Genomic DNA, 17949 nt, shown 5'->3' with positions numbered 1-17949 from the left:
AACTCCTTCTCCCAATTAAAGATAATCCGCCCAAACAAGTCACAGCTCAGCAAGCCACCACAAATTAAAAAAACCAGGCAGCGATTCTCCACTAACGGGAGAATCACTGCCTGGTTCTAGCTTCAATTACATCTTAAGCCGTACGTTCCGTTGCTTTGAGACGCAGCGCTTTCTTCTCTTTCGACTTCGCCACTGGCGGTTTCAGGGAAACCGCGATGATGCAGGCCAGCAGGCACAAGAGGCCAAAGATAACAAAGGTTGGTTTAAATCCGCCTAGGAAGACGGCGATAAACGAACCGGAAAGGGCACCAATACCAAAACCTTGGTAAACGATTCCGTAGTTCTTACTGTGATTTTTCAGTCCGAAGAAGTCGCTGACAATGGCGGGGAACACCGTGATATTCCCGCCAAAGCAGAACGCAATGGCTGCTACACAAGTGAAGAAAAGTCCGAAATTCAGGGTCGCGTAGCTGAGGGTCAGCATAGCTGCCGCAGTTACAGCAAGCGATGCTCCTACCAGCTTCAAGCGACTCATTTTGTCAGATAAAGCACCCAGAATTAAACGTCCCGCTGTATTAAAGATCGCAATCATAGCCACTGCACTAGCTGCTGTCTGTACATCAAGTCCAGCCAGCTGCACGCCGATATCTTTTACAATACCGATCAAATACAGACCACACATACAAGCGGTGAAAAAGATGATAAATAGCAGATAAGCTTCTTTTGTCCGCAGCATTTCTTTGACCGTATAGTCTTTCGGTGAACTCATTACTGTAGCTGTCGTTGAACCCGCTGGTGCTGGGGCTGCTTGAACCGGGGCTTCTCTTACGAGCAAGGAACCGATTACAATCATGCCCATAACAATCAAACCCCAATACATAAATGTATTAGACACACCCACTGAGTCAATCAACCCGCCGTTAATATATTTAAAGATCAAACTCCCCGTTCCATAAGCACCAACGGACACGCCGGAGATTAAACCTTTATTATTCGGAAACCATTTAATTAAATTAGATAATGAAGTGATATAAGCTGTCCCATCCGCAAAACCAACGATCACCCCAACCAATAAATAGAACATGAAGAGTGAATTGGCTTGGGAGCTAAGAATCAATCCTAGTCCGAGCACAATCCCAGCAGTAGCAGTCAAACGGCGAAGCCCGAAACGATCCTGCAGCTTCCCTGCGAACAAGGTCGCGAAAGCGAGTGCAAAGCTCGTTATAGAAAAAGTAATCGAAACAGAGTTAAGCTCCCAACCAAATTTTGTTACCAGATGCGCATTAAATAAACTCCATGTATAGATGGTACCTAGGCCCATTTGCATAATTACTGTACCTAATACGATTAGCCACCGTTTGGTGCTTTTGCTGTCCATTGTCGTAGTCATGGTCTTTTCCTTCTTTCTCTCTCGTTGTCTGCTACAAGAGCTTCTATCGCCTCTTTATTGTAGCTAAACCAGCCAATGTTGAGAGAAATCCGGCATGAGATGACGGAAATGAAGAATGAATTGCATTTATAAGCGCATAATCTGCCTGAATTCTTTTACCTTACTACGACTTACCGGCACTTCAAAATCTAAATCATGCAGGCGCAGCAAATACGTGTTGTTGAACCACGGGATGATTTCCTTGATCTTGGACAGGTTAACAATATAGGAACGATGGCAGCGAAAAAAACGATCCTGCGGCAGCCGCTGAAAGAAATCGCTAATACTAAGTGCCATGCTGTATTCCTCACCTTTAGTCATCACACTTGTACTTTTTTCCTGCGCGGAGGCGTAATAAATATCGTCGGCATTCACTACGATAATCTTTTCATTTTTCCACAGATTAACCTTGTCACTGACCGGATTACGCTCTTCTTCCCCCTGTCGTCCACGGCCGGCAAACGAATTCTCCAGCTTGTGCAGCATGGCTTTGATGCGTACCTCGCTATAAGGCTTAAGAATATAGTCAAAAGCTTCAATCTCAAACGCCTCAGCGGCATGCTCCTTATACGCAGTGATGAACACTATGTAGGGTTTTACCGAGAATCTACTGATATTTTGTGCCAACAGCACCCCATCGATGGAAGGAATATTAATATCCAGAAAAATCACATCTACCGTATCACTCTGCAAAAATTTAAGCGCGTCCAGCCCATCTTCAAACTGTGCCGTTATATCGATCCCGCTGTGCGTCTCTATTAAATAAGCCAGCTCCTGTCTTGCCAGCTCTTCATCCTCTACAATGATCGCTCTCATTGGTCCTCCTTTTTAACATCAAAAAAGATGTTCGTCCCTTTATCCAATCTCTGAATGGTAAGTCCAGTCCCATAGATCAGCTTTACCCGTTGGTGTACATTAAACAGCCCGATTTTATTCTCCGGCATATCGCCAGTATAGACCTTCTCTATCGTTTCCTCGCTGATGCCAGCTCCGGTATCGCGAATGCCCACCCGTACGGTATCCCCGTGGTCTTTTACAGAAATCGTTACTGTTCCTGTCCCTCTTACCTTCAGTATGCCATGTATAATCGCATTTTCTACAAGCGGCTGAATGATCAGACTCGGAATCCGAACCTGAACCTCATCAATATCATAAAGCACGTTAAGCCGGCTTCCAAAACGCGCCTTTTCGATCTCTACGTATTGCTGGACCTGCTGTAGCTCTCGTTTGATATCAATGAATTCATCGGTAAGCTCCAGATTGTATCTCATATAACCGGACAGATTCACAATCAGCTCGCGTGCCTTATCCGGATTAATTCGAATCGAGGACGCAATCGCATTCAGTGCATTGAACAAAAAATGCGGGTTAATGCTGGTCTGCAGTGCCTTCAGCTCCGCTTTGTTCGCCATTTCCTTAATGCCTTCCACCCGCGACACTTCCATCAAGGTAGAGATCATTTGTGACAGACCCACGGCCATAGCTTGAAGCGAATAGGTAATCTTGTGGGCTTTGGTGTAATAGATTTTGAGCGCTCCCGTCACCTCACCCTTTTCCTTCAAAGGAATAATGATCAGCGACTTGATCTGCGGATTCACGTAATCACTATCATCGTTACGGATGGTAATTTCACCACTGGACAACGTTACTTTAGTTTCCTCACTGATAATATCGTTAGTTGTCTCATAATCCTCCTCACCCACGCCAACATAGGCACGAATAAACCGAGTATCCGTAATCGCTACAGCGTCTGCACCGATATCCTCTTTGATGATCTGGCAGATGGTGTGCAGCGACTCCTGATTAATATTGCGAAAATACGGCAAGGTCTTATTGGCAATATCAAGCGCCAGCTTGGACTGCTTAGCCGCGATCCGTTCCTTCTCACCTTCCACGCTCTGCACTAGCACAACAATCAGGCCGACACTAATCTGGCTCATAATCATCGGAAAAGCGATCTTGGACACGATATCCACACCCAGCGACATCGGCTGAGCCATCGCTAGAATGAGCAGCATCGTCAGTGCCTCACAGGCCATTCCCGCCAAAATCCCTGCTATCCAGCGACGTTCACCAGAGGTGCGGCGATAGATTATCCCAGACACTATGCCTGCGGTGATACTCGTAATCAGACAAGGAAGAGAGGTTACCCCTCCGATATCAATCAGAAAACGGTGAACCCCTGAGATGATGCCTGTTATAAGTCCAACCCATGGTCCGAACAAAATCCCGCCAGATACGATGGCGATAATTCGCACATTCACAAGCGAACCTTCCACATTAATCCCGCTATAAGTGCCGAAAATGGCAAATAAGCTGAAGATCATCGTCGCAATAGCAAGCTCTTGCGGAGCGTAACTCCCTTTTTGAAAAACCTCTTTAAACCGCGGCAGACGAGTCAATACAAACAGACACATCAGCAATAACGCAGCTCTTTCCAACAATTGCAGTAATATAGTAAACGTATATTGCACGGTCACCGCCTCCAAAGGTCTCGATGTCGATTCATTATAAAGATAGTTCATGCCTCTGTCCATTCAGCCTGTCCCTTTATACCTCTATTGAAACTCTTGTTGTATGATATTAACAGATTGGAAGCATGAATATTCGGAGGTGGCAGTTTGCACAAGATAGAACACGAGGCAGATATCATTCAGCTTGTACATAATGACCCCTGGATGATGGATATTTTAGAAAATGCCAGATCGCTACAGTTACCTGACTGGTGGGTTTGTGCTGGGTTTGTACGTTCAAAAATCTGGGATACCTTACATGGATTTGAAGAGCGGACCCCTTTGCCAGATATTGATGTTATTTATTATGACGGCAGCAATCTTCATGAGGAAGTGGAAAAGCAATGGGAGGCAAAACTAAGAAATTTAAATCCCCATGTGCCATGGTCCGTTAAGAATGAAGCAAGAATGCATACCATTAACAACCTTGCGCCCTATACGTCATCTGTAGATGCCATCTCCAAGTTTCCGGAAACAGCTACAGCGCTTGGGCTTTCCTTAGATGAATACGGTAAGGTTATCCTAACCGCTCCGCATGGGATTGCAGATGTTATTAATGTAGTGTTACGGGCTACCCCTCATTTCAACAATAATCCGAACTTACTCCCTATTTATGAAAAACGAATTGCACAAAAAAACTGGCAGGCAACGTGGAAGCAATTGCAGGTCAGCGCTACCTAAAGCTAAGTTGTGTTAGCATCGGAATAAAAAAGACAGCAAGCCTCTGCTACAGAAGGGCTTGCTGCTGTTGTTTTATTACACCGCTAAATCAATACCAACCACGCCTACTACATCTCCCTGACGATTCCGGATTGCTCTAGATAATGTAATACAAGAACGTTTCGTAATCGCGGATACATAAGGTTTAGAGACATATTCACCCTCATTCACGGCCCCATTCCACCAATCACGCCGCTTAGCATTCAACAGGCCAGCCGCTGGCTCGGAGTAGATAAAGGTTCCATCCGTCCGATTGGACCAAATGGCTTGTACATCTGGAATTTTCTTAATGTAAGCTTTCAAAACACCTTGATGAACTTCAGTATCTGGAGCGTAAAGTTCTTCCTTGGCGGAAATCGTCTCCAAGAGACTCTGCATTTCCTGAAGCCGGGCTGCATATTGGCTCATCTCAATTTCCGCTCTGCCCGCAATGCTAGTAACCGATTGCTGCAAGGATTGCGACTCCGCTAACAGATTGGCGCTGACTTCGTTCAGCTGCCCAATTTGGTCCCGCTGCCGTGTCACCTGCTCAAGCGTAAGGTCTACATTGGCAATCGTCTCATTCACGATAGCCACCGCACCGCTCAGCTCCGTTGTCACTTCTACAATCAGCTTGCCCTGCTTCGCGGCAGCATCGATTGTTTCCGTCACGGCGCTGCCTACTTCATCTACTCTCGACGCGATATCATCGAGTCGAAGCTTAACCGTGCCGACCTCGTTCACCCCACGCTCCACTGAGACTTGCTCTTTCGTAACGGATTCCAGCACCTGCTGTACTCCATTATTAATGTCAAGCAAGATGCCTGAGGAGCGGTCTACCGAGCTCTTGCTTTGATCAGCCAGCTGCCGAATCCGGCTGGCCACTACTGCAAATCCGCGGCCCTGTTCACCGGCCCGGGCCGCTTCAATAGAAGCATTCAGCGCGAGCAACGAGGTCTCATTCACTATGGAGTTAATCAATGTATTGATCTCCTCTACCATCGCAATATGATTACTCAGGGTAGTAAACTTAGCTAACATGTCCCCACTCTGTGTTTGCAGATCCTTCATCACCACATCTGCAATGCTCAGGGAATCTACCATTGCTGTCATTCCTTGCCGAGCATATTGCATATTCGAGCCTAGTTTTTCCGTCAATTCTTCGATATGTGCTGTAACTGAGGCTACACCGCCCATCGTCTGATAGGCCCCTTCAATATTGGCTTTAGCTTCGTTGCTGCGAATCCTTAAATCCGTTTCATACGCGTGTGAATAATCTGCTGTCTGCTGCAGCTGCTCTGTATGGCGGCTGATTTCTTCAAGCGCACCATGCAGCCGATCCGAGGTAACTACAATCTCATTGCCAAGAAGCTCCACTTTGTTCTGTGACTCCTTCAGCAGCGCTTCTTTGCGATAACCGTAGCGGGATGTATTCAGCGAGAACCATCCTAGAGAACCCATAAGCAGAATAATCACCAGCTTATGAATCCAGAGCATGTCAATCAATAAGCTGTACACACTGACAAGAAGCAACAGGACGACTACGAAAATCTGGTTTCGACGGATCTGCATCTTTACTTCCACTCCACTCGATTGATGTTATGTATTCTAACATTATATCAGCAGAGTTAATTAAAGGAAATACTTTCTATAGTATTCCTTTTCGATCAATCATTCCCCGGGCCAGGCAATCTCCCCTCATAAAGATGCTTGTTTAACTCCCGCTTCCAAGAAAGCCATCAAGAGGAAACCTGAGCTTATTGTCGAATATATAAGCATATTGCCACTGGAAAAGAGGATCACATTATGCGCGCCACACCTCAAACTCCTCGTCAGACCTATTGGAATCGTGTGCTTCTCAATTCATTCTGGATCATCCTGATTGTGTATTTAAGTATTCAGTTCATTGTTTCTCTATCCTTATGGAGCCAGCGTCCGGAAACCCCAACCAGGAACGATTATATTGAGCACTCGTTGATTTCTGATTCCATCATAGTGAGTTTGATCATTATTCTAGAAGTAATCTATAGATGGAGGCCTCTGTGGGCCCAACTCGCCATTACGGTTGCAAGCCATCTATTTGCGGTTTTGATTATCGTCAATCTCAGCGATGAGTTGCATGTTAAATCATTAATTATGCTGTTCCCGCTACTAGTCTCGATGATCTATCTGAAGAGCAGTTATATGATAGCCACTTCTGCTATTTCTCTACTGTACACGATCATTTTATTCACCAAGACATCCATTCACGAGTACTTCCCGATCACCCAAACAATCATTATCGCTCTTATTTTTGCAGGCACTGCTTTGGCAGGTTTTGCAGTAATCGTTCGTGGACGTGATTTGATGCAATCCCTGCAGAACTCCGTCAAGTCAGAACAGGAATTACGCATTCAGAATATAATCATGGATCGTCTATCTAAGATAGATCCCCTGACTGATCTGTATAATCACAAGACTTTTCACGAATATTTGGGTTGGCTAATCGAGCATCAGCAGAGTAATCCATTCTCCATGCAGCTTGCCGTTATGGATATCGATAATTTCAAAAAAGTAAATGATTGCTATGGACACTCCGTTGGAGATATCGTATTACAAAAAGTCGCAGCGATCCTGCTCGAGTATATCGGTCCTGATGATTTCGCCGCGCGGTACGGGGGCGAGGAATTCATTGTCATTCTGACAACCAAAACCTTTGAACAATCCTATGAAATCATGCAACAAATTCTAGCCAAAGTCGCCGATACCCCTTTTGCCGAAATGGAAGGGAAAAGCATAACCGTCAGTATCGGGATGCATGATTACACAGGTGCAGACTCCAAAAATTCTACTTTTCAGCAGGCTGATAATGCACTTTACGAAGCTAAAAACACCGGGAAGAACAAAATTGTCATCAGCTAATGGCAAGCTCCACAGATGCTGTTTATCTGTCGGAGCTTGTTTTTTTGCAAAGCCTTAATTTCAGAAGCATTTCATACCAAAAACCCCCACCTTGAGATGAGGGCTGTGTATCCACTGCTATATTCCGTAACGCTTCTGCGGTTCCAAAAGCTCCACCACTTCCTGCTTCGGAACAGGTCTGCTAACCAGATATCCCTGTACCTTATCGCAGCCCGATTTTCTGAGGAAATCCAGCTGGCTGATCTCTTCCACTCCCTCCGCAACGACCTCCAGCCCCATATTGTGGCCCAGCTGTATAATGGTCTGCACAAAAGACTGGCTGTAAGCTTTTTCCGAAAGCGAATCGATAAAGGTTTTATCCATTTTAAGCGTAGAAATCGGCAATTGCTGCAAATAACTAAGAGATGAGTATCCCGTTCCGAAATCATCCAGCGCAATACGAATGCCTTGGGATTTGAGGAATTGAAGCTTATTCACGATACTCTCAAACGATTCCATAAAAATAGACTCGGTGATTTCCAGTTCAAGACAACTAGGCTTTAGCCCACTTTCAGCCAGACTTTCCTGCACCATCTCGACGAAATCATCCTGCAATAGTTGAATAATGGAAATGTTAACTGATATCTTGTAAGGAATGCCCATACGATCTTGAATGCCCTTCATAAAGATGCACGATTCCCTAAGCACCCATTCTCCAATATAAATAATCAGCCTGGAATCCTCGGCGATTTTGATAAAGGAAAGTGGAGATACAAAGCCCAGCGTTGGACTATTCCAGCGAATTAAAGCCTCAAAACCAGAGATTAATCCAGACTGGATATCCACCTGCGGTTGATAATATAACTCAAACTCATTATTATTCATGGCACTGCGCAAATGTTTCTCTATATTCATCCGTTCATTAAACGCAGTATGCATAGATTTGTCATATACCACATAAGTCCCCTTACCATCCTCTTTTGCCCGGTACATAGCGACATCCGCATTTTTTAAGATTTGCTCGGTGGTCTCCCCATCTTCCGGATAAAAGGAAATTCCGATGCTTACGGAAACGTACAAATAACTCTCTCCGATTAAAAAGGACTGCCTGAACGCTCTCATGATACGCTCCGCCAGGTCTAGCACATCCTCGTGGTTTTCTATATCCTTAATAAAAATCACGAATTCATCCCCGCCGAGCCGAGAGAGCATATCTCCTTCCCGCACCACCGACTGCAGCCTTTTGCTAGCCTTCTGAATAAGAACATCACCGGATTTATGCCCTAAGGTATCATTGATGTATTTAAAATTATCGGTATCTACGAACAACAGCGCCGCCTTGCCTCCTGAACATTGCAGATATTTCTCCATAGATTCCAGTAGACATACACGGTTGGGTAGATTACTAAGCTCATCCACATAAGCTAGACGATGCATGTGTTTTTGATTCTCCACCAGCATATCGTATTGCTCTACAAGCTCCTGCTGTGTGGCTGTAAGCTGTTCATAGGTTGCCTCAAGCTCCTGATAACTGTTGCTCAGCTTTAGCTCTACCTGCTTCCGCTTACTAATATCAATCAGCGAACCGATAAATAACACAACTTCATTCTTTGGATCAACGATAGCTTTACCACTTACCTCAAACCAGACGAACTGATTATCTTTGGTCCGCATGCGGTATTCCGTCTCGTAGATAGGTGTTAAACCTGCCAGATGATCATGTCTTGCCTTTTGGGATGATGGCTGGTCATCGGGATGAATAATACTAAGCACCCCATTTTCGAAAGAATTGATTTCATCCTCCGTATAGCCCATGAGCTTGTACCAGCGATCCGATAGATTATACAGTCCTGTCTCCCAATCAAGCTCCCACATGTATGCACCAGAACCCTCTGTCGCGAGACTGAACCGTCGTTCACCTACTTGCAGCTTAGCAAATTGCTCCTGTAGCTCGACCTCTGTCGCTGACAGCTCTTCGTAAGTAGCTTCCAGTTCCTCATAACTTTGCTGAAGCCTTAGCTCATTTTGTTTGCGCTCATCGATATCCACTCCTACAAGCACAAAAATATCAGCTGCCTGCTTATCCAATCCTTTCAACAAGGTGGTCCGAAATGAAAAATACCGCGCTGCTGGCGAATTGTCTGGAAGTTTATGCTCGATATTATCAACATAGTCAAGCTGTACGGCCCTTTCCAACAGATTCCGAATAGCCGCCGTACTGCCTGTCAGCCCCTCTATATCCTCAATGTTTTTGCCCACTACTTCATTCTCGCATAGGCCCGTCATTCGCTCAGCGTAATTGTTAAACCGAACTACCTTTTTATCCGCCTGCACAGCCCAAACCACCATACCGCTATGCTCTATTACATCTTCAAAAAATTGCTGTTCCGAATAAACCGCCCGCCGTAAGTGATTAATATACATTTTTAGCAAAACCGCACTAATGATCAGAAGGCCGAGCAGAATAATGGCTCCCACAATAAATCTATTGCGCATCATAACTTTATAATAATCTGAATGAACGAAGAAATAGTGCTGATACAGCTCTTCAAAAGCACCTGAACGATGCAGGCGATCCAATCTCTCGTTAACATAAGTCACTAGCTCCGGAGAGGATTTACTTATTGCAAAAGCGACATCCCTAGGGTAGAGATTGCTCATTTTTTTGATAATACTCCCCTTCAATTTCTGTTCAGCAATCAGATAATCAATCACTTCCTGATTCTCAAATAGAAGGTCGATTTCCCCCTTTTCTAAAGCCTTCAAAGCTTCAGGAGTCGTTGCATATTCTATGTAATTTGTAATCCCCACCTTGCTGTTCAGCACGGTTGCAGAATACTGTCCATTCCCTAACCCAATCTTATAACTTCCCAACGTCTTTAAATCGATCTCATCCTCAAGCTCTCGCCTTGCATAGATGGAAATATAATTCTTAATAACTGGATCTGAAAATAACACCTCTTGGTTACGCGACTCCGTAATTGCCATAAGACCTGCTATTTCAATATCTCCTTGAATCAGCCGACTGTATACTTCATCCCATTGCCCAGTACTGTAGTGAATAAGGTAATCCTGCTTCTCAAAAATCATCGTGCTCAAATTAATATCAAACCCGGTCAAATACCCGTTTTCTACATATTTATAAGGTGGATATTCCAGTTCTACTTGGTACCTTATATCCTCTCTTTCGGCGTGAGCGGCTGTAGGAGGTACGAGCAAAAGCAGAAAAATAATCAGAAGCAACATTGTGCACCGCTTCATTGCCCAATTCCCCTTTTTGCTAAAATTTAGAATTTAAAGCATTATTCTAAAAAGTATTCGACAAAATATGGTAAGATTCCTGCTAATTCTTTCCTAAAACCACACATTATACGCAAATCCCCATCTTTCGATGGACTCTTTTATTTGTAAATGATAAAAGTTACGAAGTCTTGATTTTTATATTGCTTTTTACAGAGAAAATGTGGATAATAGCAATAACGATAAACGTTGATAATGATTATCATTATTATAAGCGTTAATAATTTCAATTTACTATATTTAAGTTAAAAGGAGACTGATCACCCATGAACGTTACCTCTACCCGAACAACATTACAGGTTGACGATTATCTGGATCTGCTCAATCTTGCCGTTAAAGTTGGAGATTTGAAATGGCAAAAAGAAATTAAATCCAGATTGCAATACATTCTCTGTCTGCCGACAAGATAATGCTTCCGATTATACGCCATGTTCCCTTATTTAGGGGCATGGCTTTTTTTGTTGGTATGCAGACATAACTATATAATAATTGGAGTATCTCCAGGTCACCTGATGGTTAATGATATAGTATAATTATCAGCATAATATATTGAATAAAAAGTCCTTCAGATCGGAGCGTGTCAGCTTGAAAAAGTATATAGCTTTATTCTTAATGCTCAGCCTGTTATGGGTACCTGGTGCATACGCCGCTGGAATTCCTGCACAGCAGGGATTTGTTACCGATAACGCTGAAATGTTCAGTTCCGCAGAAGCCGCGTCTATTTCTGCTACCGCCACTGGAGAACTCATGACCATCCATGTACTCACTGTAGATTCCACAGACGGTACTCCAGCTGATAAGTATGCAGACAAGGTTTACGACTCGTGGAAACTGTCCACGCGGGATCTTCTACTGCTGATCTCCGCTGGTGACCAGTCCATTGAGCTAAATTTCTTAAATCCAGGCTTTCAAAGCTCGTTAAATACTTGGTCTAAGAATCAGGGAGGGTCCTCGGGAAGTTCAGCCATCCAAAAACTGCTCGACACCTATTTCATTCCTTATGCCCAAAAAGGGGACTTCGCTGGCGGGACAAAGGCTTTGATTAATGCCATCCATTCCATCGGAGATCGTGCCAGCAATACTGGAGGAACCGCAGGAAGCGGGAGCGCAGCCGGGGTCGGGAATGATGTAAACCGCTCCAGCAGCTCCATGTTTATGATTGCAGCGATTCTTATCGGAGCCCTTCTAATCCTCCTTCTACTCTTTGTAATGGTTACAGGTCTGCGTCGACGCAAGCAGCTTAGCGAGCAACAGAAACAGTTATCTAATTTAATGGTCCAGGCAAATCGGGCACTGGAATCGCTAAACCCTTTTCAAGGGATCGTTCAAGGGAAGACGGGAGAGCTAGTCGAAGGTATTTCCAAGCGGCTGTCCGCCAAGCTCGTTGAAATCTCCGCACTACAAAGCGAAGGTCAAGGCGTTCAGCCAGCATTTTATCGTTTGGCTGCCCTCAAGACAGCCGTGAAACAATTGCAGCAGACCGAAGCTGCCTTCCGCACAGCGCTTGAAGAGGAAGAGAAACACATTGCTGTCATTAGCGAAGCTGACCGCAATGTCAAACAGCGTATTACAGAGCTGAAAGAGGATACGCCAGAGCTTGAAGAACAGCTGCAAGGTGCAGTTAAAGAAACCGGATATGAGCTTCAAGAAATTGTAGAGGAACTTAAGGAGCTTGCGGAGGAAACTGCTAAGGCAGACCAATTGGAGCTTTTTGATCCCATTGCTGCACAAGAGGTTACCGAGGATGCACAAGAACGTCAGGAAAAAATCGAACAGGATCTGAAGGATGTTGATCTCTATGATGATAAGCTAAACAAATTTCCTACGGTATTAGCTGCGGCACGTGCCAAAATCACCGGGATCATTGAACAGAATTTACTGCACAATATGAAGGTTAAGCCATATGACCACCTAGAGCAGGCCCGCGTAGAATCGTTGACTCTTGAAGCGCCGCTGCGTATAGGAGATATGGATGAGGTGCGCAGAATCGGCGCCAGACTAGATCTGCTTCTGGATGAAGCTATTGCTATGACAGAGCAGCAAGCACTGCTGCGGCAGAATAACCGCAGAGATCTAGAGACATTCCGCACCACATGGAGCCACTTGAAGCAGCGGCGAGACGAGCTGCAGGCCCGAATTACAGAAGCACGTGTACATTTCGAAGAACAGCATATAGTTAGCGTAGAGAACATTCTGACAGAGTGGAGCACACGTCTTCGGGAAGGCGCAGGTGAAGTGGCGCAAATTGAGAACTGGACCAGTGATGAACGGGGCGAATATGACAAGGCCCACGATGCGCTGGAGCGCTTGCTGTCCTTGCAGGATGAAGCTGGCCGGCAATATGACGGCGTCTCTGAAAGTCTAAATGTATTAAATGAAAGACTGGATAAAGTACAACGTCTCTTCTCCGAAGGACAAAGTCGGGTAGAGACGACCCAGCGAATGCTGCACAGCAGAGGCTTGTCTTCCAGAATCCGCTTTGAGTTATCCTTACTGCCGGAATATAGCCAGTTGGAGCAACGGTTGTCCTCCCGGCCTTACAACCTGGAGGAACTGGAATCGATTGGCCACGCTTATGACGCTCAGATCACTTCCTTTGTGAATGAAGCGAACCGAATCGTTCGCCAAAAGGAAGAGGAAGAACGGCTTGCCCAGCTAGCCATGATGAGAGAGCAACAGCGGCGTGCGCAAGCCCGTAAACGGATGTCCTCCGGTCCTCCTTCTTCAGGCGGATTCGGTGGGGGACGTTCCTCCGGCGGCTCTTCCTGGGGTGGTGGCGGCAGTGGCGGCAAATCCTCCGGCGGCTCTTCTTGGGGCGGTGGCGGCGGCAAATCCGGTGGAAATTCATCGGGTGGCTCTAAGTGGTAATTCCTCACCATTAGATGCAAATGGATATACAAAAAGACTCTTTCGCTTATATGGGCGGAAGAGTCTTTTTAATTATGAATTATTATTGCTGTTTCATTTGTGGTATGAATGTGCCATCGGAAGATAAATTGTAACGGCCGTGCCTACTCCCTCTTCACTAGCTATTGCCACATATCCTCTGTGGGCAGTCACGATTTTTTTGACAATCATGAAGCCAAGTCCATTTCCATCGCCTCTGGTCGTGTGAAAAGGCTCTCCTAATTTCTCCAGAACTTCCTTATTCATACCCTCTCCATTATCGGTGAAGGTAATCACCTGGAATTCATCCTTCACATCAAGAGTCACTGTAATGCTCCCGCCAAAAGGCAAAGCTTCCATTGAATTTCTTAGGATATTGAGGAAAATCTGCTTAATCTGATTGCGGTCACATTCGATCTCAGCATCATAATGGATCTTTGTATTTAACACTATATTATTCATTTCCACCTGAATCGCGAAGATATTCAATACTTCCAGCAGGATCGTGCTACATTGTTCAGTCATATAATGCGCAGCCTGCGGTTTACCCAGAATAAGAAACTCGCTCACAATGAGATTCATTCTTTCCACTTCAGACATAATGAGATCATAATGCAGCAGTCGTGAATCTTTATTAGCCAGTTGAAGCATCCCTTTCACCGTAGTCAGGGGATTGCGGATCTCATGTGCAATGCTCATAGCCAGTTGTCCTGCGACCACTAGCTTTTCTGTATTGCGCAGCACTTCTTCCGTTCTTTTCATCTCCGTGATGTTGCGCAAACTTCCAATCACACGCGCTAAGTAACCATTCGCATCGTAAACGGGTAGTACATCTAACATATAATGCTCGAACAACCCGTTTTTCTCCTGAATCACTTCTAACCCGGCACATGCGACATGATGTATGATGACATGTTGAAAGTATGCGCCCACATTCCTAATTTCAAAGACACTAGTTCCAACAACAGACTCTTGATGCTCACCACCCAAATGAAGCATAGCTAAACCGTTCTCATTTATATTCACGACTGTTCCGAATTGATCTGTTATGATTACCCCTAAGTAATTGGTCTCTAGCAAAATCCGATTTAATAATTGCAGCTGAGAATTCCCTCTCCGCAACAAAATCTCACGTTCAATCGAGTCAGCCATCGTACAGAGCAGAGGCAGCAAATGGGGATGGGCTACATCTATATCTGCCATAAATGAAATTGTACCTAAAATTTCTTGCCCATTTTCTTTATAAAATGGAGCTGTACAGCATACTAAATGATGCAAAATATGATGGAAATGGTCTCGTCCTGTCAGCTGGAATGGCCTCTGATATTCAAGGGCTAAAGCGATTGAATTGGTACCCACTTCTTTGTTCATCTGCACGCCTTCTTTGATGCCTACCTGTCCTACGAGATCAATAATCGTCGCATCTCCTTGGAACGCCAATAGATAACCTGCATCATCCGAAATCGTAACTAGGATCGGGTTCCCTTTGACTGAGGAAAGAAATTTTTTGACAAAAAATTCGATAACCTCAATCACTTCACTATATGCGCTAAGCTGTGCCCCCAATTCATCAGTAGAATATCCCTTTGCAAAGACAGGCGGTTGCTCAGGATCAATTCCTTGGTCAATACAATGCTGATTGGAAGCCTTAATAATGGTCTCATCCGTCAGTATCCCTGTTGTCTCATCCAAAGCCCTTACCCCATTCTGTATGAATCTTCAATTTTGCATTGCATAATTATGTATTCTACCTCTCTCCCTCTAATCCTTTTCAATCCTTAAAAATCAAATAATCCCAATGTTAAAAAATAACTTTCTGCACAAAAAAACTCCACCCTATAAAAGAGCGAAGTTTTGGAGGATTATTATTTTCTATTTTTCTGTTAATGCTTAGTGCCATCCAAAAAAGGTTTATTCACATAATAATACATTACCCCCATCAGTACGCCACCGCCAATTAAATTGCCGATCGTAACGGGGACAAGGTTATGCACCACGCCATACCACGATACCGTTCCGGGATGATCAAGTACAAGCGCAATCGCAAAGGTACACATATTGGCAATACTATGTTCATAACCGGAGATGAAAAAACAGAATACGAATAAGACCATGGCGAACATTTTGGCCCCATCGCCTTTCATATTCATCGGTATAAAAAAAGCCATACAAACGAGCCAGTTACAAAGAATAGCCCGAAAGAAAAGCTGACCTGCCGGGGCTTCCATCTTATGCTCCACTACATATAGCAAAAAACCGTTTACATCTGAGCTATAGAACAGTCCTGTCAAAAAAATCAGCAAGGCAAAAACGGCAGCCCCAAGAATATTACCGATATAACTCATGATCCACATGCGGACAACCTCAGACCATTTCATTTTCCGTCTTAGTGCCGTGTATGTGTAATAAAAAGTATCTCCGGTGAATAAATCCCCACCACCAAAAGAAATTAGAATAATAGCCGCTCCGAAAGTAATCGCAGCCATTGGATATGCAAAGGGGGATTGCTCCATAAAGAAATAGTTGCCTGTCTTAAATGCTACAATTACACCGAATCCGATAAACATACTGGCCAGCATGGCTCTGGCAATATAGCGCATTACGCTTTGCCGGAATATCTTCTGTTTCTTAAGTGCTAATTGTTCAACCTGAAGCAGTGCCTCGTTCTCCATGTGACCTCCTTAGGGATTTTGGTATTTCCAGCTGATTATGGGCTAATCGACAGCCTTGCGTTATTATACCCAATAACCCGCTGGAAATTACTTGAACCAACTCGCGGCAAAAAATCCCTGAATACTTACGGGGAAGCGAAGCTACCTCTTGCTAATTGTCTTCATTCATTTTAGCAATGGCTTCTGCTTTTTCACTGCTGGCGACGATGATAAGCACGAGTATCAAACAGCCTAAAACCATAGCCTATCCCCACTTCCTCCACATGTAGTCTTGTGACAACTTATGTATTTGAATAGGGCTTTATGTTTGGCTACAGTAAACTTCATTTGATTAGATCACGTTTACGCCTATGTAGTTGAAGCAAGCTACTTCATATCCAAAAAAAAGCAGAGCAGCGAACCCCCAGAAATGAAGGCTCACTGCTCTGCTATATTTTTACGGACTTTTTTTAAAACAATTAGTTCAAGAAGCTGCTCAGTTGGCTCTCTGCTTCACCTTGTTTCAGCGCCTCAGGCTTGTCCGCTTCATTGAGTCCTAGACGATTGCCCAGTTGGGTATTGATCGTCGTCATTTTGGATGTATAATCCTGGCAGCTTTCGATAATACGACGGTTTGACTGTTCCGAAGTATCCAATGCGCTAAGCAGATCGCCGATCGCTTGATTCACGGCTTCCATAGACATGGAAGGTTTGGATAGAAGCTCGGTCGTTTTTTCTGTAGTCGTACGCAGCAAGCGTGCATTTTCTTTAAACTGATCTTCAATCGTCTTATTTGTTGCTTCTACAGCGTTGATAACATTCTCCTGATCGGCCAGCGACATCGCAATCATTGCCGACACTGTAATCAGATTAGAAGTTTTATCAATCGCATTATTTACGGAATCGATCAGTTTATCATTATTGTCATTGATGATATCTGTAGCAGCAATCGCTTGATTGTAGAGCAGAATCATCTCTGTCATGGACTGAATACGAACCATCACTTTACGCAGACCACGCTCCAGATAAGCTTTACGGAACTCATTCTCAGGCTTCGCAATCTCCACCTCGAACAGCTCTTTTAGCTTATTGCCGAAGGCAATTTTGGTTTGAAGGTTATAGATCTCCTCCATAGAGGTACGTTTCAGCTGGCGCATATTTACAATACTCTCTTCGAGGGTATCTCTGCCGTCGCGTAGACCAGTAACAATCGCATCAATATTTGTGCGGACAGACTGATATTTGTACACATAGTTCTTCATCGGACTCTTCCGCAGCATTTTGCCGAAAAAGCTAACATTCTTACTCTGTTGCAGATTTTCACACTCATTCCGCAGCTTCATAATCATGTTAGGCACTTCAACACGTTTGCCGGACATCAGGTCATTTACCGGACGATCCAACAGCTTGAGGGTTTGGCCTGCTTTTTCCTGCGTCTTCACCCCAAGCTTCCCGATATCATCCATTAAAGAATCCAACGTGACTGTATCTGTCTGGGATACCTTCTCGATCAATTGTGCGGCTTCTTCGACTACCTTTTGTTCATCTTCTTTTTTTAATTGGATCAACTGCGTGGACATGGGTTTCCCTC

Annotated in this window: 12 protein-coding genes; 4 read left to right on the top strand and 8 right to left on the bottom strand. The window is 44.5% G+C overall.

Features of this window, described 5'->3' with window-relative positions:
- Nucleotides 1–133 precede the first annotated feature (133 nt).
- The 3 genes from NST58_RS02255 to NST58_RS02245 form a co-directional block, all read right to left on the bottom strand.
- On the bottom strand, nucleotides 134–1390 hold the full coding sequence (locus NST58_RS02255; protein WP_139329935.1) for an OFA family MFS transporter: 1257 nt from the start codon (nucleotides 1388–1390) through the stop codon (nucleotides 134–136).
- Between the two features lie 126 nt (nucleotides 1391–1516).
- Nucleotides 1517–2245, bottom strand: a complete 729-nt coding sequence (locus NST58_RS02250; protein ID WP_339246014.1) for a LytTR family DNA-binding domain-containing protein — start codon at nucleotides 2243–2245, stop codon at nucleotides 1517–1519.
- Nucleotides 2242–3846, bottom strand: coding sequence for a sensor histidine kinase (locus NST58_RS02245; protein ID WP_280513476.1), 1605 nt, complete (start codon nucleotides 3844–3846; stop codon nucleotides 2242–2244). Before NST58_RS02245 ends, NST58_RS02250 begins: the two co-directional genes overlap by 4 nt.
- A 261-nt stretch (nucleotides 3847–4107) precedes the next feature.
- Between NST58_RS02245 and NST58_RS02240 the strand changes: the two genes are divergently transcribed.
- Nucleotides 4108–4623, top strand: a complete 516-nt coding sequence (locus tag NST58_RS02240; RefSeq protein ID WP_076124758.1) for a nucleotidyltransferase family protein — start codon at nucleotides 4108–4110, stop codon at nucleotides 4621–4623.
- A gap of 75 nt (nucleotides 4624–4698) precedes the next feature.
- Here the strand turns inward: NST58_RS02240 and NST58_RS02235 are convergent, their stop codons facing one another.
- The gene (locus tag NST58_RS02235) at nucleotides 4699–6213 is read right to left on the bottom strand and encodes a methyl-accepting chemotaxis protein (RefSeq protein WP_339246011.1); all 1515 of its coding nucleotides are present in this window, start codon (nucleotides 6211–6213) and stop codon (nucleotides 4699–4701) included.
- A gap of 234 nt (nucleotides 6214–6447) precedes the next feature.
- Between NST58_RS02235 and NST58_RS02230 the strand changes: the two genes are divergently transcribed.
- The gene (locus NST58_RS02230) at nucleotides 6448–7542 is read left to right on the top strand and encodes a GGDEF domain-containing protein (RefSeq protein WP_339246009.1); all 1095 of its coding nucleotides are present in this window, start codon (nucleotides 6448–6450) and stop codon (nucleotides 7540–7542) included.
- A gap of 117 nt (nucleotides 7543–7659) precedes the next feature.
- Here NST58_RS02230 and NST58_RS02225 read toward each other — a convergent pair whose 3' ends face one another.
- Entirely contained in the window at nucleotides 7660–10782 is a 3123-nt protein-coding gene (locus tag NST58_RS02225; RefSeq protein ID WP_076219205.1) for an EAL domain-containing protein, read from the bottom strand.
- Between the two features lie 305 nt (nucleotides 10783–11087).
- Between NST58_RS02225 and NST58_RS02220 the strand changes: the two genes are divergently transcribed.
- Both NST58_RS02220 and NST58_RS02215 read left to right on the top strand, forming a co-directional pair.
- A complete protein-coding gene (locus NST58_RS02220) occupies nucleotides 11088–11231 on the top strand; it encodes a hypothetical protein (RefSeq protein ID WP_167348483.1) in 144 nt (47 codons plus the stop codon).
- 175 nt (nucleotides 11232–11406) lie between these two features.
- On the top strand, nucleotides 11407–13689 hold the full coding sequence (locus tag NST58_RS02215) for a TPM domain-containing protein (protein WP_339246006.1): 2283 nt from the start codon (nucleotides 11407–11409) through the stop codon (nucleotides 13687–13689).
- A gap of 93 nt (nucleotides 13690–13782) precedes the next feature.
- Here the strand turns inward: NST58_RS02215 and NST58_RS02210 are convergent, their stop codons facing one another.
- The 3 genes from NST58_RS02210 to NST58_RS02200 form a co-directional block, all read right to left on the bottom strand.
- Nucleotides 13783–15399 carry an ATP-binding protein gene (locus tag NST58_RS02210; protein ID WP_339246004.1) on the bottom strand — a complete coding sequence of 539 codons (1617 nt, stop codon included), beginning with the start codon at nucleotides 15397–15399 and terminating at the stop codon, nucleotides 13783–13785.
- A 191-nt stretch (nucleotides 15400–15590) separates the two neighbouring features.
- Nucleotides 15591–16379, bottom strand: coding sequence for a formate/nitrite transporter family protein (locus tag NST58_RS02205; RefSeq protein WP_339246001.1), 789 nt, complete (start codon nucleotides 16377–16379; stop codon nucleotides 15591–15593).
- Nucleotides 16380–16837: 458 nt separating this feature from the next.
- Nucleotides 16838–17938, bottom strand: a complete 1101-nt coding sequence (locus tag NST58_RS02200; protein ID WP_036687432.1) for a toxic anion resistance protein — start codon at nucleotides 17936–17938, stop codon at nucleotides 16838–16840.
- Nucleotides 17939–17949 lie beyond the last annotated feature (11 nt).

The organism is Paenibacillus sp. FSL R10-2796 (assembly GCF_037965315.1).
In the GTDB taxonomy this organism is placed as follows: domain Bacteria; phylum Bacillota; class Bacilli; order Paenibacillales; family Paenibacillaceae; genus Paenibacillus_AQ; species Paenibacillus_AQ odorifer.
The sequence above is the reverse complement of the archived record's forward strand: the minus strand, read 5'-3'. Positions and strand labels throughout refer to the sequence as shown.

What these genes read in the sequence shown, in the direction of transcription:
- NST58_RS02235 (WP_339246011.1), bottom strand. Translation starts at nt 6,213, where the DNA reads ATGCAGATCCGTCGAAACCAGATTTTCGTAGTCGTCCTGTTGCTTCTT.
- NST58_RS02205 (WP_339246001.1), bottom strand. Translation starts at nt 16,379, where the DNA reads ATGGAGAACGAGGCACTGCTTCAGGTTGAACAATTAGCACTTAAGAAA.
- NST58_RS02245 (WP_280513476.1), bottom strand. Translation starts at nt 3,846, where the DNA reads ATGTGTCTGTTTGTATTGACTCGTCTGCCGCGGTTTAAAGAGGTTTTT.
- NST58_RS02240 (WP_076124758.1), top strand. Translation starts at nt 4,108, where the DNA reads ATGATGGATATTTTAGAAAATGCCAGATCGCTACAGTTACCTGACTGG.
- NST58_RS02230 (WP_339246009.1), top strand. Translation starts at nt 6,448, where the DNA reads ATGCGCGCCACACCTCAAACTCCTCGTCAGACCTATTGGAATCGTGTG.
- NST58_RS02200 (WP_036687432.1), bottom strand. Translation starts at nt 17,938, where the DNA reads ATGTCCACGCAGTTGATCCAATTAAAAAAAGAAGATGAACAAAAGGTA.
- NST58_RS02250 (WP_339246014.1), bottom strand. Translation starts at nt 2,245, where the DNA reads ATGAGAGCGATCATTGTAGAGGATGAAGAGCTGGCAAGACAGGAGCTG.
- NST58_RS02225 (WP_076219205.1), bottom strand. Translation starts at nt 10,782, where the DNA reads ATGAAGCGGTGCACAATGTTGCTTCTGATTATTTTTCTGCTTTTGCTC.
- NST58_RS02220 (WP_167348483.1), top strand. Translation starts at nt 11,088, where the DNA reads ATGAACGTTACCTCTACCCGAACAACATTACAGGTTGACGATTATCTG.
- NST58_RS02255 (WP_139329935.1), bottom strand. Translation starts at nt 1,390, where the DNA reads ATGACTACGACAATGGACAGCAAAAGCACCAAACGGTGGCTAATCGTA.